General features: G+C 66.4%; 20 protein-coding genes. 3 read left to right on the top strand and 17 right to left on the bottom strand.

The window, feature by feature from the left end; genetic code table 11:
* Positions 1–24: 24 nt before the first annotated feature.
* From ftsY to coaD, 9 genes are all read right to left on the bottom strand, one after another.
* Positions 25–1,233 carry a signal recognition particle-docking protein FtsY gene (gene ftsY, locus J2X42_RS03175; RefSeq protein ID WP_310162034.1) on the bottom strand — a complete coding sequence of 403 codons (1,209 nt, stop codon included), beginning with the start codon at positions 1,231–1,233 and terminating at the stop codon, positions 25–27.
* A gap of 65 nt (positions 1,234–1,298) precedes the next feature.
* Positions 1,299–4,883: a chromosome segregation protein SMC gene (smc, locus tag J2X42_RS03170; protein ID WP_310162032.1), complete on the bottom strand. Its 3,585-nt coding sequence runs from the start codon at positions 4,881–4,883 to the stop codon at positions 1,299–1,301.
* A 105-nt stretch (positions 4,884–4,988) separates the two neighbouring features.
* A complete protein-coding gene (locus J2X42_RS03165; RefSeq protein ID WP_310162031.1) occupies positions 4,989–6,002 on the bottom strand; it encodes a hypothetical protein in 1,014 nt (337 codons plus the stop codon).
* A gap of 131 nt (positions 6,003–6,133) precedes the next feature.
* Positions 6,134–7,420, bottom strand: coding sequence for an MFS transporter (locus J2X42_RS03160; protein WP_310162029.1), 1,287 nt, complete (start codon positions 7,418–7,420; stop codon positions 6,134–6,136).
* 132 nt (positions 7,421–7,552) lie between these two features.
* Positions 7,553–8,509: a bifunctional DNA-formamidopyrimidine glycosylase/DNA-(apurinic or apyrimidinic site) lyase gene (gene mutM, locus J2X42_RS03155; RefSeq protein ID WP_310162027.1), complete on the bottom strand. Its 957-nt coding sequence runs from the start codon at positions 8,507–8,509 to the stop codon at positions 7,553–7,555.
* A gap of 8 nt (positions 8,510–8,517) precedes the next feature.
* Positions 8,518–9,237, bottom strand: a complete 720-nt coding sequence (gene rnc, locus J2X42_RS03150; RefSeq protein ID WP_310162026.1) for a ribonuclease III — start codon at positions 9,235–9,237, stop codon at positions 8,518–8,520.
* 21 nt (positions 9,238–9,258) lie between these two features.
* Entirely contained in the window at positions 9,259–9,462 is a 204-nt protein-coding gene (gene rpmF / locus J2X42_RS03145; RefSeq protein ID WP_009356569.1) for a 50S ribosomal protein L32, read from the bottom strand.
* Positions 9,463–9,498: 36 nt separating this feature from the next.
* A complete protein-coding gene (locus J2X42_RS03140) occupies positions 9,499–10,023 on the bottom strand; it encodes a YceD family protein (RefSeq protein ID WP_310162023.1) in 525 nt (174 codons plus the stop codon).
* 138 nt (positions 10,024–10,161) lie between these two features.
* Positions 10,162–10,647 carry a pantetheine-phosphate adenylyltransferase gene (gene coaD, locus J2X42_RS03135; RefSeq protein WP_131131778.1) on the bottom strand — a complete coding sequence of 162 codons (486 nt, stop codon included), beginning with the start codon at positions 10,645–10,647 and terminating at the stop codon, positions 10,162–10,164.
* A 43-nt stretch (positions 10,648–10,690) separates the two neighbouring features.
* Here coaD and J2X42_RS03130 point away from each other — a divergent pair, with 43 nt between their 5' ends.
* Both J2X42_RS03130 and J2X42_RS03125 read left to right on the top strand, forming a co-directional pair.
* A complete protein-coding gene (locus J2X42_RS03130; protein ID WP_310162021.1) occupies positions 10,691–11,920 on the top strand; it encodes an aminotransferase class I/II-fold pyridoxal phosphate-dependent enzyme in 1,230 nt (409 codons plus the stop codon).
* Positions 11,920–12,708 carry a fused MFS/spermidine synthase gene (locus J2X42_RS03125; protein WP_310162018.1) on the top strand — a complete coding sequence of 263 codons (789 nt, stop codon included), beginning with the start codon at positions 11,920–11,922 and terminating at the stop codon, positions 12,706–12,708. The genes J2X42_RS03130 and J2X42_RS03125 overlap by 1 nt, the downstream gene beginning before the upstream one ends.
* Positions 12,709–12,723: 15 nt before the next feature.
* Here the strand turns inward: J2X42_RS03125 and rsmD are convergent, their stop codons facing one another.
* The 5 genes from rsmD to J2X42_RS03100 all read right to left on the bottom strand — a co-directional run bounded on the left by rsmD (position 12,724) and on the right by J2X42_RS03100 (position 19,279).
* Positions 12,724–13,353 (bottom strand): 16S rRNA (guanine(966)-N(2))-methyltransferase RsmD, encoded by a 630-nt coding sequence (gene rsmD / locus J2X42_RS03120; protein WP_310162016.1) that lies wholly within the window; start codon positions 13,351–13,353, stop codon positions 12,724–12,726.
* Positions 13,354–13,398: 45 nt separating this feature from the next.
* On the bottom strand, positions 13,399–15,666 hold the full coding sequence (locus J2X42_RS03115) for an ATP-dependent DNA helicase RecG (RefSeq protein ID WP_310162013.1): 2,268 nt from the start codon (positions 15,664–15,666) through the stop codon (positions 13,399–13,401).
* A complete protein-coding gene (locus J2X42_RS03110; RefSeq protein WP_310162012.1) occupies positions 15,656–16,678 on the bottom strand; it encodes a DAK2 domain-containing protein in 1,023 nt (340 codons plus the stop codon). The genes J2X42_RS03115 and J2X42_RS03110 overlap by 11 nt, the downstream gene beginning before the upstream one ends.
* A 22-nt stretch (positions 16,679–16,700) precedes the next feature.
* Positions 16,701–17,741 carry a thiamine-phosphate kinase gene (locus tag J2X42_RS03105; RefSeq protein ID WP_310162011.1) on the bottom strand — a complete coding sequence of 347 codons (1,041 nt, stop codon included), beginning with the start codon at positions 17,739–17,741 and terminating at the stop codon, positions 16,701–16,703.
* A gap of 155 nt (positions 17,742–17,896) precedes the next feature.
* The gene (locus tag J2X42_RS03100) at positions 17,897–19,279 is read right to left on the bottom strand and encodes a hypothetical protein (RefSeq protein WP_310162010.1); all 1,383 of its coding nucleotides are present in this window, start codon (positions 19,277–19,279) and stop codon (positions 17,897–17,899) included.
* A 175-nt stretch (positions 19,280–19,454) separates the two neighbouring features.
* On the opposite strand from J2X42_RS03100, the gene J2X42_RS03095 reads away from it, so the two are divergent.
* Entirely contained in the window at positions 19,455–19,982 is a 528-nt protein-coding gene (locus tag J2X42_RS03095; RefSeq protein WP_310162007.1) for a DUF3515 domain-containing protein, read from the top strand.
* A gap of 28 nt (positions 19,983–20,010) precedes the next feature.
* On the opposite strand, the gene J2X42_RS03090 is transcribed toward J2X42_RS03095, so the two are convergent.
* Genes J2X42_RS03090 through J2X42_RS03080 form a run of 3 tightly spaced genes read right to left on the bottom strand, consistent with a single transcriptional unit; the run spans position 20,011 to position 23,032 of the window.
* A complete protein-coding gene (locus J2X42_RS03090; RefSeq protein ID WP_310162005.1) occupies positions 20,011–21,159 on the bottom strand; it encodes a D-alanine--D-alanine ligase family protein in 1,149 nt (382 codons plus the stop codon).
* 2 nt (positions 21,160–21,161) lie between these two features.
* The gene (locus J2X42_RS03085; protein WP_310162004.1) at positions 21,162–22,214 is read right to left on the bottom strand and encodes an NAD(P)H-dependent glycerol-3-phosphate dehydrogenase; all 1,053 of its coding nucleotides are present in this window, start codon (positions 22,212–22,214) and stop codon (positions 21,162–21,164) included.
* Positions 22,211–23,032, bottom strand: coding sequence for a lysophospholipid acyltransferase family protein (locus J2X42_RS03080; RefSeq protein ID WP_310162002.1), 822 nt, complete (start codon positions 23,030–23,032; stop codon positions 22,211–22,213). The genes J2X42_RS03085 and J2X42_RS03080 overlap by 4 nt, the downstream gene beginning before the upstream one ends.
* Positions 23,033–23,042: the final 10 nt, after the last annotated feature.

The following is a 23,042-nucleotide window of genomic DNA, read 5'->3' as shown; positions in this document are numbered from 1 at the left end:
AGGACCCCACCCCTCGATGGAGCGTCAGTTCAGCAGCGCGTCGACGAAGCCCTCGGCCTCGAAGGGGGCGAGGTCGTCGGCGCCCTCGCCAAGGCCGATGAGCTTGACGGGCACACCGAGCGATTTCTGGATGGCGACGACGATCCCGCCCTTGGCGGTGCCGTCCAGCTTGGTCAGCACGATGCCGGTGATGTTGACCACCTCGGAGAAGACCCGTGCCTGGTTGAGTCCGTTCTGGCCGGTGGTGGCATCCAGGACGAGCAGCACCTCATCAACCTCGGCGAGCTTTTCGATGACACGCTTGACCTTGCCAAGCTCGTCCATCAGCCCCACTTTGTTCTGGAGCCGCCCGGCGGTGTCAATCATTACAACGTCGACTTCCTGGTCGATGCCGGCCTTGACCGCCTCATAGGCGACGGACGCAGGATCGGCGCCGTCGACGTCGGACTTCACGGTGGGGACTCCCACCCGCTGGCCCCACGTGGCCAGCTGCTCCGCGGCCGCGGCGCGGAACGTATCCGCCGCACCGAGCAGCACGTCTTTGTCTTCCGCGACGAGCACGCGCGCGAGCTTGCCCACCGTGGTGGTTTTGCCGACGCCGTTGACCCCAACCACCATGACGACGGCCGGCTTGTCCGCGTGGCGGGTGGTGTTCAGGCTGCGGTCCATGGTGGGATCCACCAGTTTGATGAGTTCTTCCCGCAGCAGCGCCTTGACCTGCTCCGGGGTCCGCGTGCCGAGGACTTTGACGCGTTCGCGCAGGGCATCCACCAGCTGCATGGTGGGTTCGGTTCCGAGGTCTGCCAGGAGGAGGGTTTCCTCGACTTCGTCCCAGACGTTCTCGTCAATCTTGTCGCTGGAGAGGAGGGCCAGCAGGCCCTTGCCCAGGATGTTGTTGGACCGGACCAGGCGTTCGCGCAGGCGGGTCAGCCGGCCCGCAACGGGAAGCGGGGTCTCCACCTGGATGGTTTCCAGGCCTGCCGCGTTGTCAGGGACATCGGCAGTTTCCAGCCCGTCGAGGTCGACGCCGGCAGGGGCGGTCCGTTCCGCCGGCGCCACGGGGGCGTCCTCCAGCAGTGTCCCCCCGCCTTGCGGAGTGACCGGATCGTTGGCATCGCGGGTGCCCGGGTACTGGGTGATGTTCTTCCGCGTCTTCAGCAGGACCGGGATCAACCCACCAATAACCGCCAGGGCAGCAACTATGGACAGAATAATGGGGAGGATGTCATTCACTCCCCTAGCTTCTCACAACGTTTCCCCCTGATGTTCAGCGCATCCGGCTCCCACGTGCGGGAACGTTACACCTCGGCACCGAGTCGCTGGCTGATGACGGTGGAGACGCCGTCGCCGCGCATGGTGACGCCGTACAGCGCATCAGCCACTTCCATGGTCCGCTTTTGGTGCGTGATCACGATCAGCTGGCTGGACTCGCGCAGTTCCTCGAAGATGGTGATGAGCCTGCCCAGGTTGGTGTCATCAAGGGCCGCTTCAACCTCGTCCATCACGTAGAACGGCGAGGGCCGGGCTTTGAAGATGGCTACCAGCAGGGCGACCGCTGTCAGGGAGCGTTCGCCGCCGGAGAGCAGCGAGAGCCGCTTGATCTTCTTGCCGGCCGGACGCGCCTCCACCTCGATGCCGGTGGTGAGCATGTCTGCCGGGTCTGTCAGGACCAGGCGGCCCTCGCCGCCGGGGAAGAGGCGGGCGAAGACGCGGACGAACTGGGCCTGGGTGTCTTCAAAGGCTTCGGCGAAGACCCGCTGGACACGGTCGTCCACTTCCTTGATGATGTCCAGCAGGTCCTTGCGGCTGGATTTGAGGTCCTCCAGCTGGGTGCTGAGGAACTGGTGCCGTTCTTCCAGAGCGGCGAATTCCTCCAGGGCAAGCGGGTTGACCTTTCCCAGGGCAGACAGGTCCCTTTCGGCCTTCCGGAGGCGTTTCTCCTGCTCCTCCCGGACAAAGGGTTTGCCTTCCACCACCGGAGCGCCGGTGTCGTCAACGGGTGCCCGGAGGGCTGCCCATTTGTCCTCGGTTTCATCTGCAGGGACAGGCACGGGAACGTCGGGGCCGAAGTCAGCCACCAGGAGGTCCGGGGTGATGCCGAGTTCCTCGATGGAGCGGGTTTCGAGGGCTTCGATCCGCGCCCGCTGCTGTGCCCGCGCAAGCTCGTCCCGGTGGACCGAATCCGTCAGTTCTGCCAGCTCGCGGGCGAACGCGTCGTTGGCGGTCCTGATCTCCTGCAGGGCGCGGTCGCGCTGTTCGCGGTTCTCTTCGGCGAGGTCGCGTTCATGCCTGGCCAGTTCCACGGACACATCGATGAAACGCAGGGCCAGCTCCGCGCCCGCCTGCACCGCGGCGGCCCGCCTCGCTTGGATCCGGCGGCGGCGGGCCCGTTCGGCGGCTTCTTCCCGCGCCCTGCGTTCGGTGGCGGCGGCCCGTTCCAGCGACAGTGCCCGGTTCCGGGTGGCCGTCAGCTGCTCCTCCGTACTGCGCAGCGACAGCCTGGCTTCCATCTCCGCTGAACGCGCCTGCGAGGCTGCCAGGGCCAGGGCATCCCGGTGTTCCGTGGAGGGTTCCTCTTCGGCCGGGGCCTGCTGCGCCGCGGCCAGCCGTTCCGTGATGGCGGCGAGCGCTTCTTCCTCGTTGGCCACGTTGGTTTCGGCTTTGGCGAGTGAGGCGGCAATCCTGTCGCTCTCCCCCACGGCGCTGCGCAGGATGGAGTTCAAGTGGCCCAGCCGCTCGGCGACCGCGGCGAGCCGGGCGTCCGATTCGTGCAGGCGGTCCAGGGCGGCCTCGGCCCTCGCCTGTGCTGCCGTGCGCCGGGCTTCGGCGCCGGCCAGCGCGAACCTGTTCCGTTCCAGGTCGGCGGTGACAGCGGCGAGCCGGGTCCCGGCGTCGTCGACGGCGGCCTGCACCTCCAGCAGGGACGGCGCCTTCGCCGACCCGCCGGTGACCGTCAGCGCGGTAAACACGTCCCCCGCCCGGGTCACGGCCGTCAGGTCCGGCCTTTGGGCAACGAGCTGACCGGCGCCGCCCAGGTCCTCCACTACGGCCACACCCGCCAGGAGCGCCGCCACGGCGGGGCTGGTGCCCTCCACCGCGGAGGTAAGGTCAACGGCCCAGCGCGCACCCGGAGGCAACGCTTCCGTCACCGGGGCCGGCTGCTGCACGGCAGCTGACGCCAGCAGCAGGGAGGCGCGCCCGCCGTCGTCGTCCTTCAGGAACTGCATAACCTCCGCCGCCACAGCCGGGTCCCTGACCACTATCGCTTCGGAGGCGTCGCCGAGGGCGGCGGCAATCGCCGTTTCATACCCGGGGCTGATGGTGAGGTCCGATGCCAGCGTGCCAACGACGCCGTCCAGTCCGGCGTTGAGCGCATGCGCTGTGCCGTCCTTGCGGTTGAGTCCGAGCTCGAGCGCATCCCGCCTGGCCACCAGGGCGTCGCGTTCGCGGACCGCCTCCGCGCCGGCGGCGGTCAGGGCGGAGATCTCCTCGCGGACGGCGTCGAGTTCGGCGCTGGCGTCCTCATAGTCGGCGTCGAGGCTCTCCTCGCCTTCCTCGACCCCCGCAACCTGTGTCTCCAAAGCGGTGAACTCCGACTGGGCCTTCCGGCGGCGTTCCTGCCCCGCGGCGAGCGACTCACGGAGCCTGCCCAGCTCCGCCTGGGCGGATTCCACCCGCGACCGCGCAGCGCCGACCTGGCCGGCGAGCCGGGCCAGGCCTTCGCGCCGGTCCGCAGCGGCACGGAGGACAGCGGTCAGCCGTTTGTCCTCGATTGCCGCGTCCTGTTCCGCCCCGGTCTTGGCGGCGGTCGCTGATTCCAGGGCGCTGCGCCTGTTCAGGATGTGGCGGTCAAGTTCCGTCAGTTCGTCCCGGACCCGGGCAGCCTGCCGTTCGAGCTGTTCAGGATCCCGCCCGGAGTACGGCTCAGCGTCCACCGCTCCAAGCAGGCGGCCGCGTTCCTGGGCCAGCGAGCCAAGGGAACGCAGCCGTTCGCGCGCTGCGGACAGCCTGTACCAGGTGTCCTGCGCCGCGTTGAGCAGCGGGGTGGCCTCTGCTGCAAGCTGTTCCATCGCGGCCTGTTTCCTGCGCCCGGATTCAAGTTCCTGCTCGACGACGCTGCGGCGGGCCTTCAGCGCCTCCTCGTCGGCCACGTCCTTGTCGAGTGCCACCTGGTGCCGGACCAGGTCATCGGCGAGCAGCCGCGCACGTGCGTCGCGGACGTCGAACTGGACCCGCTGGGCGCGGCGGGCCACGTCGGCCTGCTTGCCCAGCGGGGTGAGCTGCCGCCGGATCTCGCCGGTCAGGTCGCTCAGGCGCTGGAGGTTGGCCTGCATCGCCTCCAGCTTGCGGACGGTCTTTTCCTTGCGGCGGCGGTGCTTCAGGATCCCTGCCGCCTCCTCGATGAAGCCGCGGCGGTCCTCAGGAGTGGCGTGCAGGACCTTGTCCAGCTGGCCCTGGCCGACGATTACGTGCATTTCCCGGCCCAGGCCGGAATCGGACAGCAGCTCCTGGATATCGAGCAGCCGGCAGCTGGCACCATTAATGGCGTATTCGGAACCCCCGGTGCGGAAGAGGGTCCGCGAGATGGTGACCTCGCTGTATTCGATCGGGAGTGCCCCGTCAGCGTTGTCGATGGTCAGGGAGACGTGGGCCCGCCCGAGCGGGGGCCGTCCGGAGGTCCCGGCGAAAATGACATCTTCCATTTTGCCGCCGCGCAGCGTTTTGGCTCCCTGTTCTCCCATGACCCAGGAGAGCGCGTCCACCACGTTGGACTTTCCGGAACCGTTCGGCCCCACCACAGCGGTGACCCCGGGTTCAAAGTCGAAGGTGGTGGCTGACGCGAACGACTTGAACCCCCGGACGGTAAGGCTTTTGAGGTGCAAGGTGGTTCTGGTCTCCTGAGTGGCTGAAGCGGCTGCTCTGCTGCCCCAAATCTACTGCGTCACTGCGGGTTTCCACGGATTTGCGCCAGTTCCCGGCCGTGATGGCTACTGCCGCACCACCGCCGGGGACCAGGCATGTTCGATGAAGAGCGAGGGCTGCGCCGCCGGATCGGTGGCCAGGGACCAAACGTCGCTGTCCTGGCCGGACTCATCCCGCGGAACGCCGTAGACCACTGTATCGGCGTCGAGCCACTCCAGCTGGTCGTCAATATCCCGTTGTTCGGCGAGGACGGTTTCCGTTCCCGAGGCGATGTCCAGCACCGCGATGTTGCGATGGCCGACGAGCGTTCCGGAAACACTCTTTTTGTAGGCGATTCGGGTTCCGTCCGGCGAGACCGATGGACACTCGATCCCAGTAGCGGTCACCGTCAGGGTCCTGTCCTGCAGGCTTCCCCGCACGAGCCAGATCTTTCCTTGGGAAGAGGCTGTGGCATAGAACGCGTCCGGCTGGCCCGGGACGAAGGTCACGCCCCAGATGTTGCGGTCCGACGCCTTGATCTGGGTTCCGCCGGAAATGAGGGCGAACTCCTCAAGGTTCCCGTGCACGGTGGCGTCACGGCCGCGGATGACGGTCTCCGTGGAAAACCCTGCTGCGGCGTACGAGTGCCCGGACACAAACACAGTGCTTGCCAGCAGGGACCCGTCGGCGCTGATACGGGTACGGCTGGGAATGCCTCCCAGGGCCCACGATTCGACGGGGTCCAGTGAGCGGTCGTAAACGGTGGCCTCAAATTTGGTGGGGATCTCATTCCTTGTACTCAGGCAGCTCACCAGGTTCATCACCGCATACACACGGTCACAGCTGTGGCCGCTGAGCGCGCGCTGGCCTGTTGGGTCGGCCAGCAGGACGGTTGCCGCCTGCCCGAAGCCCTGTCCGGGAGCCGTGTTCCGGAACATCACAAAGGGGGCGGCCGGCAGCCCTTCCGCCGCAACGGTGGCTACGGGCGAGCCCGCCTGCTGGCTGGTTTTAGCCGCCTGGAACGCTGAAACGGTGAACACGGACGCGCCCGCAGCCACCAGCACGACAATTGCCAGGAGGATGAGCCACCGCCGCCGCATGCCGGATTCCGGCAAGGCTGCGGCTGCCGGAGCGTCAGCAGGAACCGCCCCGCGCGCGGGGAGGGTGGCAACGGATCCGTGGTCTGCAGGCTTCAGTGGTCGCTGAGCGGGCTGTGGCCCCTTTCCCCGGCTCACGGTGCGGCCGCCCCTCGGCGGGCCCCGCCAAGCATGACCGTGCCCGCTGCGAGAGCCGCCGCCAGCAGGCCGGCCACGCACAGCACGGCAGTTACAGGCCCGACCAAGTACCACAAAACCCCGAACCCGGCGGCTGCCGCCATCCGGCTCAGGGCCACGACGGTCTGCGCGGTGCCAAGCGCCGTCGCCAGGTTCTCAGCCCTGCTCAATTGGCTGACCATGGCGGCAAGGACGCCATCGGTTGCCGCGTAGAAAACGCCGAGCAGGAGCAGGCAGCCAACGGTTGCACCCAGGCCGCCGAAAGGCAGGGCTGCGAGGACGTAGCAGGCCAGCAGAGCCAGGTGGCCGCCCAGGAAAACGGGGATCCGTCCCCACCGGTCCGCCAGCTTGCCCAGCGGAATGGCGAACAGGAGGAAAACAACATTGGTTCCCACATAGAGCAGCGGGAACCATTGGGCTGCAAAGGAGCCCCGGTCATGGAGGAGCAGGTAGATGAACCCGTCGCCAATGGTCAGGAGGCCCAGGAGCCCGGCCGTCAGCACGAGCCGGGCCAGGCCCTGCTCCTTCAGCGTGCCCCAGCGCAAACGGGACCACTGGAAACGCGGACGGCCCGCTGCACTGGCCGGGCCGGCGGGACTGCGCCTGCGGCCGGGGACGATCAGGACCAGCACGGCGACGCCGATGACCGAGAAGGCCAATGAAACGATGAATACCGTGCTGAAGCCGTTGGGGATCAGCACCAGGACGAGGAACGCCAGCAGTGGCCCGGTAGCGGCACCCACGCTGTCCAGCATGCGGTGGACCCCGAACGACCTCGCCAGGTGCTCCGGCTGCGCCGCTTCGGAGATCAGTGCATCGCGCGGAGCCGTACGGATGCCTTTTCCGATCCTGTCGCCGGTGACGATGCCGGCTATGGTCCAGAAGCCACCCGCGAACAGGAACCCGATCCTGGCCACCATGGAGAGGCCGTACCCGGCCACCGCTATGCGCTTGGGCTGCCCCGTGCGGTCCGAGACCCAGCCTGCGGCTATCCGCACGATGGCGCTGGCGCCCTGGTTGATGCCGTCGATGATTCCGAAAGCGATGGTGGACAGTCCCAGGAATCCGGTCACGTACAGCGGCAGGATGGCTGCCACCGATTCTGAGGAGATATCCGTCATCATGCTGACGATCCCCAGCCAGATGATCACCGGGGACAGCCGGAACGCCGTGGCGGCGGCGGCCGGCAGCTCGGCCTGGGAGTCCTTCTGGCCGCCGGTGCGGTCCGACATCGAAAGGTACAAGGGCTGCCTGGTTCCTGCTGATGGGCTGGGGCGTGGCAGCCGCCGCAAGGCGGTCTGCCGGTTCTTATGGCCCCAGTCTGTCAACGGAATCCACATTGCGGAACCGCAGAATCCGCAGACTTTGCGTACCCGCTACCAGCGCCCGTTCCGGGGACGCGGCTGGCAAACAGGGCAGGTGTAGGAGGAGCGGTTCATGAACTGTTCCCTGCGGATCGGGGAATTAATTCCGACGGCGGCACAGCGGCCGCAGTGCTGACCTTCCCGCCCGTAGGCGTTAAGGGAGCGGTCGAAGTAGCCCGAGGCGCCGTTGACGTTGACGTACAGCGAATCGAAGCTGGTCCCGCCGGCCGCCAGGGCGTCCAGCATGACGTCACGGGCGCTGCTCACGAGCTGCGCCGCGTCGGCCCGCCGCAGCTTGTCGGTGGGCCGGGCGTAGTGCAGTTTTGCCCGCCACAGGGCTTCGTCCGCGTAGATGTTGCCGATCCCCGACACCAGCCCCTGGTCCAGCAGGGCGCGCTTGAGGCCCGTCCTGCGCTTCCTGAGCCGGCGATAGAAATTGTCGAAGGAAAAGGCCGGATCGAGGGGGTCGCGGGCGATGTGGGATGCCTCTTCCGCAATCAGCGGAAGGGGTGATTCAGCGAGGCCGCCCGGCCCGCCGTCGTCCGTGGGAACCAGGGCGGTGACGAACAACCCGCCAAAGATGCGCTGGTCTACAAACCGGAGCTGTTCGGGCATGCCGTCGCGCGGACTCAGGCGGAGCCTGACTTTGAGGTGTTTTTCGTCCGGGGCCGCGGCATCCTGCATCAGCAACTGGCCGCTCATGCCGAGGTGGGCCATGAGGGCGACGGCGGGAGCAGCGGGTGCGGGGGAAGCGTCCGTTGCGTCCATCAGCGGCATCCAGAGGAACTTCCCGCGGCGAACGACATCCGCCACGGTGGCCCCTTCCAGGTTTCCGGCGAAGTCTTCCGTACCCAGGGCGTGGCGGCGGATGGACCGGGGGTCCAGTACGTCAACCGCTGTGATCGTGCGTCCGCGGACCCAGCTCACCAGTCCACGGCGGACCACTTCCACTTCCGGGAGTTCCGGCACAGGTCAGCCTAGTAGGCGGCGGCGGAGTCGTCCGCGGCCGCTGCACGGGGAGCCCCCGAGAGCACGCGCCAGGCGTCCGCTGCGGCTTCCTGCTCCGCTTCCTTCTTGGAGTGGCCGGAGCCTTTGCCGTAGGCGCTGCCGCCGATCTCCAGGACGGCCGTAAACGTGCGGGCGTGGTCCGGCCCGGATCCTTCCACCACGTAGTGGATGCTGCCGAGCTGCCTGCTGGCCGCCAGTTCCTGGATGCTGGTCTTCCAGTCCGTCCCGGCGCCGAGGGCGGCTGCGTCCTTCAGGAGCGGTCCAATCAGCCGCATGACCAGCTGGCGGGCGGTTTCGATGTCGTTGGAGACGTAGGTGGCACCGATCAGTGCTTCCATGGTGTCCGCGAGGATGGAGGCCTTGTTCTTGCCCTCCGTGAGCTTTTCGCCCTGGCCCAGGTAAATGTAGTCGCCAATGCCAAGGCTTCGGCCGATGCCGGCAAGGGCACGGGTGCTGACTACGGCGGACCGCCGCTTCGCGAGGTCACCTTCGGGCAGGGAGGGATTGTCCCGGTACAGGGCATCCGTCACGGAGAAGCCCAGGATGGAGTCACCCAGGAATTCGAGCCGCTCGTTGGTGGGGATTCCGCCGTTTTCGTAGGCGTAGGAACGGTGTGTGAGAGCAAGACGAAGCGTCCCGGCGTCAATTGAGACACCGAGACGCTTCAGAAGCTCTTCAGTTGAAGACATCATCTCAGCCTGAATGGCCAATTAGACGTCTGCGACCTTGCGGCCCTTGTACTCAAGGAACAGCGCAGTGCCAGCCGAGTCGGTAACGACCTTTGCCTGGTGCGGCAGGCTGTAAGTAACCTGGCCGTTCTCTACGGTCTTCACCAGGTGGGGGGCAGTTGCCTTCCACTGGGAGCGGCGGGCGCGGGTATTCGAGCGAGACATTTTCCGCTTGGGAACAGCCACGGCTAACTCATTTCTCTCTAGACAAACACGTACAAATCAATTTTGCCGGTCAGGCTTAGCCATTTCAGCTAGGGCAGCCCAGCGAGGATCCAAGACCTCGTGGTGGTGCCCCGGCTCGTCTTCCAGGCGAGCTCCGCATTCGGAACAAAGGCCCTGGCAGTCTTCCCGGCACACCGGCTGGAACGGCAGCATAGTGACAACTGCGTCCCGCAACACCGGTTCAAGATCGATCAGATCGTGCTCGACTCGACGTTGCTCTTCATCGTCTTCCTCATCCGAAAGCAGGACGCCTTCATAGAAGAAAAGTTCTTGCACATTGACCTCAAGGTCATACGCAAGGGGATCCAGGCATCGGCCGCACTCACCCGTTACTGCAGCGATTGCGGTTCCTGATACCAGAATTCCTTCGTGTACGGCCTCAAGCCTCAGATCCAGCTCGATATCCGAGCCTTCCTGAACGCCAATGAGCGCCACACCAAGATCACCTGGTGCGGGTACATGTTCCGTCAGTGTCCGCATGCTTCCCGGGCTGCGCCCGAGGTCCTTGACGTCGAACGCCAAGGGCGAACTAGCATCTCGCTTAATGAGAACTCCTGTTGAACATATGACCGACGTACCATCTTAGCCTGAAGTCCGGTTTGGACTCAAACCAGGCCACCGAAGGCCGCCGAGTACCGGACTAGCCTACCCTCTCGGCGGCTATTCGGACGAAGACTCGCCAGCCAGCAGTCTTTTTTGCACTGAACGGGGCACGTAGTCCGAGACACTGCCGCCCAAACCGGCAACTTCCTTGATGAGGGTGGAGGAAAGGTGCAGGTAATGCGCCTCGGCGGGCAGGAAGACGGTTTCCACACCGCTGAGCTGGCGGTTCATGGTGGCCATGGGCAGTTCGTAGTCGAAATCGGATGAGGACCGGAGTCCTTTGACAATCGCGGAGACTCCGCGCTGGCGGCAATACTCTGCCAGCAGGCCCTCCCCAACGGGTTCCACCACGATCCCTTTCAGGGATGCGAGGGTCTCCCTGGCCATGTCGATCCGGTCACCCAGGCTGAACCTGTACTTCTTCGCATAGTTGGTGGACACGGCCACGATCACCTCGTCGAAGAGGCCGGCCGCCCGTGCGATGACCTCGAGATGGCCGTTGTGGATGGGGTCAAAGGATCCTGGGCAGACAGCGCGTCTCATGCTCCGAACCTACCGCATCCGGACGCCGGGATACCATGACTGCATGCATCCACCACGGGACCTTTTTACGCCCACCGCACCTGCTCCGTGGCAGCGCGCAGCCCTCGGAGCCAACCTGCTCGGGCAGGACGGCGGACTGGGGGTCACCATTTTTGAAGAGATGACCACTCTGGCGCTGCAGACCGACGCCATCAACCTTGGCCAGGGTTTCCCGGATGAAGACGGACCGGCGGAGGTCAGGGCGGCCGCCCAGGCAGCCATCGCCGCAGGCGCCAACCAGTACGCACCCGGCAAGGGCATCCTGGAACTCCGCGAGGCCGTCGCGGCCCACCAGGAACGGTTCTATGGGCTGGCCCCGGACCCGCAGGCTGAGGTCATCATCACGACGGGAGCCACGGAGGGCATCGCCGCTTCGCTGCTGGCCCTGACCGGTCCCGGCGACGAAGTCCTGACGTTTGAACCCTTCTATGACTCCTACGGCGCCATCATCGGGCTCTCAGGAGCCACCCACGTCACGGCCCCGCTGCTTGCCCCGGACTTCCTTCCCGACATGGAAGCGCTTGAATCCGCCTTCAGCGGCCGCACCAAGGTGGTGCTGCTCAACAACCCGCACAATCCCACGGGCGCTGTCTTCCCGCGGGAAGTACTTCAGCGCGTCGTTGACCTTGCCGGGAAGCACGACTGCCTCATCATCACCGACGAGGTGTACGAGCACCTGACCTTTGGCGTAAGCCACATTCCGGTGGCCACGCTGCCGGGGGCCGCGGAGCGGACCGTGACCATTTCGTCGGCAGGCAAGACCTTTTCCTTCACGGGGTGGAAAATCGGCTGGCTGACCGGACCGGAGCACCTGGTGTCGGCCATCCGCACCGTGAAGCAGTTCCTGACGTACAGTTCGGGGACACCGTTCCAGTCCGCCATCGCCACCGCCCTCGCCCTCCCCGATGACTTCTACGCCGGAGTTGCCGCCACCCTGCGGCACAAGCGCGACATCCTCAGCGAAGGGCTCCGCGCGGCAGGTTTCGACGTCTTCACGCCGCAGGGCACGTACTTCGTGAACGTGGACACCGCCCCGCTGGGGATCAGCGACTCCGTGGACCTGGCCCGCCGGCTTCCCGCCCTCGTAGGGGTGGCCGCGATCCCCGTTCCCGTGTTCTGCCATCCCCACGGCGCCGAGCGGACGCGCAGTTTGCTCCGGTTCGCGTTCTGCAAAAAGGTGGAAGTCCTGGAAGAGGCTGCCGGCCGCCTTGCCGGCCTCCGCGGGAAACTGTGATGCCGGCAGACGGCAGGAACGCGGCAAGCAGGTTCCTGCGGACCAGCGGCCAGCATGCCGCCATTGAGACCGACGACCTCATTGACGGCGCGTACATCCTTAGCATCGGCGGCGCCGAACAGTCCCACGTCAACGTGGCGCACCCCGAGGAGATCTTCTACGAATACCTGCGCCGCATCGGCCACTTGGTGGACCTCGCGGCTCCGGAAGGGCAGCCGATCAGGGCGCTCCACCTCGGGGCTGGCGCCCTCACCCTGGCCCGCTACATCCAGGCGACGAGACCAGGATCGGTCCAGTACGCCGTCGAGCTGGAGCGCGAACTGCTGGACTTCGTGCTTCAACAGCTGCCTTTGCCTGAGGGGACGGACCTGCATCCGGTGATCGGAGACGCCCGTGACGCCCTCGCCGGCCTGGCTCCGGAACTGCGGTTCGACGTCGTGATCCTGGACATCTTCTCTGGTCCCGACGCTCCAGGCCACATCGCGTGCACGGAGTTCTACCAGGAGGCCCGCGCCCGTCTCACGGCGAACGGGATACTGATCGTGAATGTCGGGGACGAGCCTGGACTCACCCTGGTGCGCAGCCAGGCCGCTGCGTTGCGCCGGGCAATGGCGGACGTCGCCGCCTTCGCGGAAGCGGGGATGTTCGACGGGCGCTATCCGGGCAACATCATCCTCACGGGAACACAGGTCCCGTGGCCGGGCAGCTGGTCAGTTGAACTGACAGCACGGGGACCGCATCCGGCCAGGGTGCTGGCAGGCGTCGACCTGGACGCACTGGCGGGCTGACGTCGGCCGACGCCGTTAGTTGCTGCCCGCCGCTTCAGCCTGTTCGTCAACGGCCTCGTCGGCCTGGACAGCGTCCGGAACGGACGGCTCGGCGAACCAAAGCCGCGTCTCGCCGTACTTCTTCTCCGCGAACCGTTCCAAGGCCTCGGGCCACGCCGGTTCCGGCGAACGCGACGACCGCTCAACCACCACGACGGCGGCCGGTGCAAGATGTGCGTTGAGTTTGGCCAGCACGGCGGACAGGGCGGGCTCATCCAGCGGATACGGGGGATCCATGAAGACAAGGTCCCAGCTGGCATCCAGTGAGGCCCGTTCCAGGAACGACTCCACCTTGGAGCGGTGCACCGTGACGACCTTCCGCCCCACCACGCCGTTGACCAGGTCCGCGTTGCGCTGGCACACGCCGCTGGCCTTGGCATCGAATTCGACGAGGTCAACGGTGCCCGCGCCCCTGCTGCCGCTCTCCACACCGAGCGACCCCGACCCCGCGTACAGGTCCAGGACCCGCGCGCCGGAGATGACGTCGAAGGCGTCCAGCCGCGAAAACAGTGCTTCCTTGACCCGGTCCGTGGTGGGCCGCGTCAGCGATCCCGGCACACTGGCCAACGGGGTGCCGCCGGCGGCTCCCGCGATGATCCTGCTCATGCCGGGCACCTCCCGTACCGTGCCGCTGTGCCGGCTCGCGCCACGTTATCCGCGTTCAAGGAACGCCTCCTTTTCGGGATTGAGGTATCCATCGATGGCTTGTGCCAGCTGCGGATGCTGCTGCAGGGTGGGGTCCGAACCCACGATCTTCTGGGCGTCTTCCCGTGCCCTGGCGATGATGTCCTCGTGCTCCAGCACCCTGAGGAGTTTCAGGGTGGAACGGCCGCCTGACTGTGAGGCGCCCAGGATGTCCCCTTCACGCCTCAGCTTCAGGTCTTCCTGCGAGAGTTCAAACCCGTCGGTGGTGGAGGCCACGGCGTCCAGCCGGCGGCGGCTCGGATGGCCGGGCTCCAGGGTGGTCACCAGCAGGCAGGTACCGGGATGGCCGCCGCGGCCGACGCGCCCACGGAGCTGGTGGAGCTGGGAAATACCAAAACGGTCGGCGTCGAGGATGACCATAAGGGTTGCGTTGTGGACATCAACGCCCACCTCGATGACTGTGGTGGAGACCAGGAGTTTGGTGCGGTTGGCCGTGAAGTCCGCCATGGCCGCGGACTTGACCGCGGGGTCCTGGCGGCCGTGTAGCGGAGCCAACGGCACACCGGCCAGGGCCGGCTCCTGCTGGAGCTGCTCGACGACGGCCGTCACCGACGCGAGTTCGCGGGCCGCGCCGTTCTCCTCCAGGTCCGCCGCGGTTGGTTCCGTTTCGCCAGGGCTGAAGTCGCCGTCGTCGTCGGTTCCGATCTTTGGGCAGACGATATAAACCTGGTGTCCGGCCTCGATCTCCTCCCGCGAACGGGACCAGATGCGGCCGGCCCAGCCAGGGTTCTCGGCGAGACCCACCACATGCGTGGAAATCGGGGCCCTGCCCGCAGGCAGCTCATCAAGCACGGACGTTTCAAGGTCTCCGAAAACCGTCATTGCCACGGTCCGGGGAATCGGTGTGGCAGTCATGACCAGCAGGTGCGGGGGTTTGCTTGCCTTCGCCCGCAGGGCATCCCGCTGTTCAACGCCGAACCTGTGCTGCTCGTCCACCACGATCAGGCCGAGGTCGTAGAAGGACACGTTGCCACTGAGCAGGGCGTGCGTGCCGATCACGATCCCGGCCGTTCCCGAGGCGGCATCCAGCAGGGCCTGCTTGCGGGCGGCCGTGGACATGGATCCGGTCAGGAGGGTCACCTGGACGGCCTCGTTGCCGAATCCGCCCAGCAGCCCGTCGCGGGACAGCGGGCCCAGGGTGCGCCGGATGGATTCGAAGTGCTGGGCGGCGAGGACTTCCGTGGGCGCCAACAGGGCCGCCTGGCCCCCGGCGTCCACTACCTGCAGCATGGCCCGGAGCGCCACGACCGTCTTCCCCGAGCCCACCTCGCCCTGCAGCAGCCTGTTCATGGGGCCGTCCTGCGCGAGCTCGGCGGAGAGCGTCTTGCCAATGGCGGCCTGGCCGGCGGTCAGGGTGAACGGCAGTTGCCGGTCGAAGGCAGCCAGCAGGCCGTCCGCCACCGGGCGCCGCGCGGTGGCTTCCTCAGCGGCCAGCTGGGCCCGGCGCCGGGCGAGCGCCGCCTGCAGGACCAGGGCTTCCTGGTAACGGAAGCGGTCCCGGGCACGCTGCCAGTCCGCCGTCGACTCCGGGGCGTGGATCAGCCGGTAAGCCTCAGCGACCGGCAGGAAGTTTTCGCGTGCGGCGACAGCGGGAGGCACCGGGTCCGGCAGCGCGTCGAGGTCGGCCGTTTGGAGCAGCGCCTCGACGACCTTCTGGATGGCCCAGCTGGTGAGCTTGCCCGTGGCCGGGTACACCGGGATGGGCATCAGGGCGAGGGACTCCGGATCCTTGCCCTGGACGAAGGGGTCCTCGTCCAGCAACAGGAAATCCGGGTTCGTGAGTCCAAGCATGCCCCCATAGCGTGTGACCTTGCCGGAGAACAGCGCGCGCCGCCCCTGCAGGAGCTCAGCCTTGGCGCGGTAGCCGTTGAAGAAGCTGACTTTGAGCGTCCCGGGGACTTTGCCGCGGTAGTCGCTGCCGCCGACCATCCGGAGCCCCGGCGTCCCGTCGTCGTCGGAAATCACGACATCGGTGATGGTGCCGCGGCGTGCCTTCATGGTACGGGTGCTGTTGGACACGACCCTGGCTATCAGGGTGACGTCCTCATCCAGCGGGACCTCGCTGATGGGCGTCAGTTCACCCCGGTCCAGGTATCGGCGCGGAAAGTAGTTCAGCAGGGCACCGACGGTGGTCAGGCCAAGGTGTTTCGCGATGACGCCGGCGGAGCGTTTGCCGACCAGGCGTCCGAGGTCCAGGTCGAGTTCAGCGCTCATGCCCACTGGAGTTCACCGGGTCGGCTTGGGGGTCGCGGGGCAGGGCGAGTTCACTGACCGTGATCTGCATGGGTTCGCCCAAAGATCGGATGAGCCTGACGGCGGGCTCGGCGTCCGGAACATGGACGTGGACCCGCCAGCGGTAGTTGCCGTCAGCCTCAGCGGCGGTGCCCACCTGGCTCATGATGACGGACTCGCCGATTTCGTCCAGCCGCTGCCGCAGGGTGGCAGCGTTGAGGGGCGAGAGGCTGATGGTGCACATGACTTCAACGCCGTCGTCGTCAGGCATGCTGGTGTGGATGTGCGGGTCCTGGACATCGTAGCCGTGCAGCCCGTCCAGGAGTTCGCTTTGGAGTTCCTCACCCAGGACGGCGGAGCGGAGGCAGTCCAGGATGAGCAGCATCCCCACGCCGCCGGCGTCCACGACGTGCGCTGCCTGCAGCGCGTCCAGTTGGCCCTCGGTGCGGATGACTGCGGCCAGGGCACCCTCAACCGCGGCGTCCAGCGACAGGCCCAGGGCATGGTTGCTGTCGTCACCGTTCTGCCCGGCATCAACCGCGGCAACGGCACGGGCAGCAGCTTCCATGACGGAGAGCATGGTGCCCGGGACGGGGTCGCTCAACGCGGACCAGGCCCTGATCTGGGCCCGGTTGAGCGCCGCGGCGAGCAGGGTGGACGTCAGCCGGGTATGGCCTGCCAGTGGCTCCGCGGCGGCGCACAGGAAGACGGCGAAAAGTGTGCCGGAGTTGCCCCTGGCCTGTTCCATGGCTGCCTGGCCGGCTGCCGCCAAAACTGCTCCGACGTCTGTTTGCGCGGCGTCAGGCTGGCGCGGGTCCCCACTGTGGCTGGCGCCGCCTGGTCCGTGGCCGTGGAGCGCCTGGGTTGCCGCGCGGACGGTGAGGTAAAGGTTGGTGCCGGTATCGCCGTCTGCCACGGGGAAGATATTGATTGCGTTGAGGCGGTCGCTGTGGTTGCCGAGGGCCGTTTCAGCTTTGCCCAACCATCGCTTCATCGCTTGCGCGTTGGCGGCAACCTTAGTCTGCAAAGTGATCCCATCCCCCGGTGTCCGCGGCGTGGCCCGCAATTGTGATGCCCGGGCTTTCGCTATCTCCCGTGGCCTGTACTGAGCCTATCGCAGTGAATCCGGGAGGCAGCTGAATGCCGGGAGGGAATGTGGCAAGAAGCCCGTGGTCCTCTCCCCCGGCCAGCACCCAGCCCAGGGGGTCGGTGTTGAGCAGGTCCGACGCCGGTTCCAGCCCTTCGGCCAGCCGCTTGAGCGTCTGCGGATCCAGGTCAAGGGTGATGCTGCTGGAACGTGCGAGCCGGGTGCCGTCGCGGAGCAGTCCGTCCGAGATGTCCAGCATTGCCGTTGCACCGCCAGCCCGGGCCAGCGGACCGGCGGCAAGCGGCGGCCACGGCCTGCACTGCAGGGCTACAAGTTTCCGCTGTTCCGGGCTAAGCGAGTCATCCGCTGAGTCCGATTCCAGAAGGGCGAGCCCCGCTGCTGCACGTCCCACGGTTCCCGCGAGCGCCAGCACGTCTCCCGGGCGGGCTCCGGACCTGAGCACGGGCGTTCCGCCGCTGAGCGTTCCCAGCACCGCGACGCTGACAGATATTTCCCGGCCCCGGCCAAGATCGCCGCCGGCCACGGAACAGTCCTTGGCGCCCAGGCCCCGGATGCCGGCCGTCAGGCCGTCAGCAAGGTCCTCCACCCAGCTGACCGGTGTGTCCGGCGGGAGGGTGAGGCTGACCACCATGGACGTGGCCGTGGCTCCCATGGCATTGATGTCACTGAGGTTCTGCGCAGCAGCTTTCCAGCCCACGTCAAAGCCGGTGGAGCGGTACCCGCTGGGCCACTGGAGCCGGAAGTCCTGGTCCTGCACCTGGGTGTCGATGCTGATGACCGTCCGTCCGTCCGGCGCGGCAATGATCGCGGCGTCGTCCCCCGGCCCCAGCAACGTGGCTGCGGAATGGCGGCTGTCCAGCTCCAGCCGGGGAAAGATCCGGGCCAGCAGATCGGATTCGGACAGCCCGGCGACCGTCAGCGTTTTTTCTGGCAAGGGAATTTCAGGCACCCCCCTACGCTACCGCCCGGATCTGACAATGCACGGCCCCCGGCACTGGCTCAATGAGTCGTGACGCTCCGGGCCTGACCGGAAGGGCGCAGGGAACATCCGGATCCCAGCCCGGCGAAATATAACCACTCAACGGTGTGTGGTTGGCCTAGCCGTTATTTTGAATCTCCGCGTAAGTCCTGGCAGGGAATCTGAACCTGGGCAAACTTCCAGATCTCAGGTGCAACCACCACTGCTGCGCTGGGCAGGGCCGGATCACTTTGACATGCGAGCCGGGCCGAATCCACACCTGTCGCCCAGGCAGGGCCCTCTTGGCGAAACGTCGTCGCCGGGAAGTAACTGGCCATGAGGAAGATCAGGAAAAAACCAGCCACCAGTGCCGAAGCGCTGCGGGATATCCGCTGCCGTTCAAGTGCGGCCGCCGCAGCGAGCGGGAACAGCAGGAGAAGGAACATCGCGGGTGCGGCCGCATAGCGCATGTAGCCGAACCCGGCCCAATCGGCCTGCACGAACCTGGCATAGGTAAACATGATGTTGCCGCTCAGCACGACGGACGCGATCCAACAGATCCAGGAGGCTACGAAGGCGCCTACGGCGGCGATCTTCAGGTCGCGTCGACCTGCAATAACGGTGTAGGCAAGCAGCCCGAGGACCAGGAGTACGGGGATGAGCAGGGACCATGCCCCGAACGTGACGATGTTCGAAGTCAGGGTCCGGCTGTCGGGGTACCAGATTGAGCCGATCGGCAATAATCCAAAACCCAAAAAGACGGACCAGCCGTCCGCAACATCGGAGGGTGCCGGTCCGGTGAAGCGAGGGTTGTTCATCGTTGTCAGAACCTGCAGGAAGATGCCCAGAAGCAGTCCCGCCGGTGCTGCGAAATTGCGACGCCGGATCGCCGCCAAGATGGCCAGGGGCAGGAACATGCCAGTGATGATCTCACTGGCAGCAGTAACGAAGGCCACTATAAACATCGTCCCGCCCACGAGCGGCGACTTGGGTTTATACAGCAGCAGCCACGGTGCGAGCCACAGGAGGTACCAGTGCAGGTTTGCGGCATTGCCAAGTACTTCCTCCGGACCTATAGGCAGCAGCACTGGGATAGCTGCGATCATCAGCCGTACCGGCACGGACTCGGAGACGCTGCGGGAAAGGTGGAAGACAGCGACAGAAATGAGCGCCACCACGAGGCAGCTCATCAGCGACATTGCCACCGCGTATCCCTGGAGTGGCACCACTGCGTGCGCCACGCTGGCCAACGCACGCGGCAAAACGTGGAGGCATCCATCGTAGGGCAGCGCAATGCTGCGCAGGGGGCCGTTGCTGAGCACATCCCGAAGGAACACACCGCCGTCCTCAGCCCATACCGTCCGGCGTGTCATGGCAGGGAGGCGTTCCCAGGTCAACAGGGCAAGGACCACCACTGCACCAGCCCAAGCGACGGGTTTTAGCCCTTGAGCCGCCGCAGTCACCCAAACGGAGTTCACCCCCTTCGAGACGGTTCGGCGTGCGACGTCAGCGTCGATTATTTTCGTCATTTGGTCAGCATTTTATAGCCCGGCAGCCCTGCTGACTGACACCGGCGGAAGGCGAAGACGCCGCCAGTCACCGTGGGCGCCCCGGCAGCCACCGGGGTGGGCTCCGCAGGGAAGGAGCAAGTGCTTCATGCCCGCGGATTGGCGCCGGCATCGCCAAATAGAGATGATGGGTGGCATGCGCCATGCTCCCTCAGCTGTTATTTCCCTGCCAATCCGGGCAGCGGGACTGTCAAAGGTAGCTGCCTCCGCCGCCGGCCTGCTGGCGGCGCTGGCCCTGACCGCGTGTTCGCCCGTGGTGGACGTCTCGGCGGCTCAGGATGCGGCCAACCCCGCCTGCGCGCCGATGATGGTGGCCCTGCCCGATGCGATCGGGGACGCGGGCCTGCGGAAAACCAACAGCCAGGCCACGGCTGCGTGGGGCGACCCGTCCAAGGTCATCCTGCGCTGCGGCGTCAACGTCCCGGGACCCACCACAGACCGCTGCGTCAGTGTGAACGGCATCGACTGGGTCATCAAGGAAGGCAACCCGGTCTACACCCTGACCACCTTTGGCCGGGAACCGGCCACCGAAATCCTGATGGACCCCGAGAACATCAGCTCAGCGACGGTCCTTGCCGACCTGTCGGCGGCTGCCGCGAAGATCCCCGCCACGGGGAACTGCGTCGGCCAGGAAGAGCTGCAGAACCTGCCGTCCACCCAGTAGGTCCCGACAGGTTCCACCACCCCAACCGTCAGCGCAGCCCGGTCTTCCGGTTCAGCGCCAGGTAGATGAGTTCGTCAATGAGGTCTGCGTAGTCCAGCCCGGATGCCGCCCACATCTGGGGGTACATGCTCTTCGGGGTGAAGCCTGGCATGGTGTTGATCTCGTTGATGATCAGCTCACCCTCAGGGGTGTAGAAGAAGTCGACGCGGCTCAGTCCCTCCGCCCCCACAGCATCGAACGCCGCGGCGGCCAGCTCACGGACACGGGCGATCGCTTCTTCGGGGATGTCAGCCGGGCAGCTCAGCGCGGCGGCGTCGTCCTCAACATATTTCGCGTTGAAGTCGTAGAACTCATGGCCGCCACCGGCCACGGAAATCTCACCGGGCATGGAGGTCCGGGGCGCTGCCGTCCCGCGCCCTTCCAGGACGGCGCATTCGATTTCCCGTCCCACGATGCCGGCTTCGATGACCAGCTTGAGGTCATGGAGGCGGGCTTCCTCGACGGCGGCGTCCAGGCCCTCCAGCGAGTCCACCTTGGAGATTCCCATGGACGATCCTGCGCGTGCGGGCTTCACGAACACGGGGAAGCCGAGGCGGTCCACCTGCTTCCGGACCGATTCAGCGTCTGTGAGCCATTGCCGGTCGGTGACCGCAATGTACGGTCCCACGTGGAGTCCTGCCGCCTCAAAGACCACTTTCATGAAGTGCTTGTCCATGCCTACCGCAGAGGCCAGGACCCCGGCGCCAACGTAGCGGGTGTCGGAAAGTTCCAGCAGGCCCTGGATGGTGCCGTCCTCACCAAACGGACCATGCAGGAGCGGGAATACGACGTCGACGGTTCCCAGCTCCTGGGGCACTTCGTTGGGCGCGGCAACGATGAGCTGGTGCTCGCCGCCGATCTCCGCGAGCGTCACAGTTTCGGACGACGGCGGGACCTCCGGCAGCGCCGACGCGGACAGTGACCACTGGGCGGTGTCCCCCGACGCCAGAACCCACTGGCCCGACTTGGCGATGCCGATGGGGATGACCTCGTATTTGTCCTTGTTGATGGCGCCAAGCACGCCGGCGGCGGTCACGCAGCTCACCGCATGTTCGCTGGACCGGCCGCCGAACAGCACGGCCACCCGCGGCTTTGGTGCGGTGGACGGGGCCGCTGCGGTTAGGTTGTCTTCGGACATCGTCAGTAATCGCCTTCAGGTTTCAGTTCCCGGGCCAGCAACAGCGGCCCGAGTTGGTCAACGGACAGTTTGCCGGCCAGGACGGCCACAACTGCTGCGGTAATGGGCATTTCGACGCCGAGCTTGCCTGCCAGTTCGTGCACGGCCTGGCCGGACTTGATCCCTTCGGCGGTCTGGGTCATTTTCTGGGCCACTTCGTCGAGTGTCAGCCCCTGCCCCAGCAGCCGGCCCGCGGTGTGGTTGCGGGACAGCGGCGAGGAGCAAGTCGCCACCAGGTCGCCGAGGCCGGCGAGGCCGGCCATGGTCTGCGCCTCGCCGCCGAGGGCAAGTGCCAGCCGAGAGGTTTCAGCCAGGCCCCTGGTGATCACGGAGGCCTTGGTGTTGTCGCCCATCTGCTTGCCCTCGCAGATACCCACGGCGAGGGCGATGACGTTCTTGACGATGCCGCCGATCTCCACCCCCACGACATCGGCCGTGGTGTAGGGACGGAAATAGGGCGCAGTGCAGGTCCGCGCGATCCAGCCGGCAGCCTCCGGATCGGTACAGGCCACCACTGACGCCGTCGGCTCCTCGCGCGCAATTTCCATGGCCAGGTTGGGACCCGACACCACCGCAATGCGGTCGGCGGGGATCCCGAGCTCCTGGCTGATGACCTCGCTCATCCGGGCGTCGGTATCGAGCTCCAGCCCCTTCATCAGGGACACCACCGTGGCCTGCGGGTCGATCAGCGGCTTCCACTCGCGGAGCTGGAGCCGCAGCGACTGGGCCGGTACGGCCAAAACCACGAGGTCTGCCCCTGCCAGCACCTCTTCCACATCCGTGGACGCGGTGATGCTCTCCGGCAGGGCAATGTCTTTCAGGTACTGGATGTTCCGGTGGATGGTGTTGATCTGCTCCACCACTTCGGGGCGCCGGCCCCACACGCGGATCTGCCGTTCGTCGCCTGCGGCGATGGCGGCGTCGGCCAGGATCTTGGCGAAGGTGGTCCCCCAGGAACCGGCCCCAAGGACAGCAACGGAGCGGGCCGAACCGGGGCGGAGTCCTGCAACCGTCACGTGGCGTCCGCCTCGTCGCCGGGCTGGCTGTCGGCCGCACCTGCGGTTCCGGCAGCAGCATCGGGAGCTGCTGCCTGCTGCCCCCGTTCAACAAAACGGCCGTGCTTTGCTTGGTTGTGTTTGGCGGGATCCCAGCGCTCGGCGGGTGGCTCTTCGTTCCGGATGCCTGCCAACAAGGCGGTGACGGCGTCCATGATCGCGTCGGTGGCCGCCGTCAGGGTCGCCTTGTCCAGTGGGCGGCCCATGTAGGGGCTGAGGTCCACCGGATCGCCAACCACAACCCGGGACGTCTTGCGCGGAAAGATGTGGAACCGCTTGGCGTAGCGCGGGAAGACCTCGTGGGCGCCCCAGTGCGCAATCGGCACGACGGGAATGCCGCCCTCGAGCGCGAGCCTGGCTGCACCGGTGTGGCCTTTCATCGGCCACAGGTCCGGGTCCCTTGTCAGGGTGCCTTCCGGGTAGATGATGATGGCCCCGCCCTCAGCGACAATCTCCTGGGCGACCTGCAGCGAGCGGTTGGCTCCCGCCGTCGACCGTTCCACGGGGACCTGCTTCGTAGCCCGCAGGACCCAGCCCAGCACGGGCACTTTAAAGAGTCCGGCCTTCGCCAGGAAGTGGGGAGCACGCTTGTGGTTATAGAGCAGGTGGCCCACGATGAGCGGGTCGATCTCGGTGCAGTGGTTGGGTGCTGCGATGAAGCCGCCCGCGGGCAGCCGGTCCGTGCCCTCCCACTTCTTGTTCATCAGCAGGTTCATCACCGGCCGCACAATGCCGGCAACAACCACAAACGTGGCCTGGCTCTTGGCCGATTCCTTCACGTGGCCCCCG

This window comes from Arthrobacter sp. BE255 (genome assembly GCF_031457335.1).
GTDB lineage: Bacteria > Actinomycetota > Actinomycetes > Actinomycetales > Micrococcaceae > Arthrobacter.
This window is presented reverse-complemented; position numbering and strand designations above follow the sequence as displayed.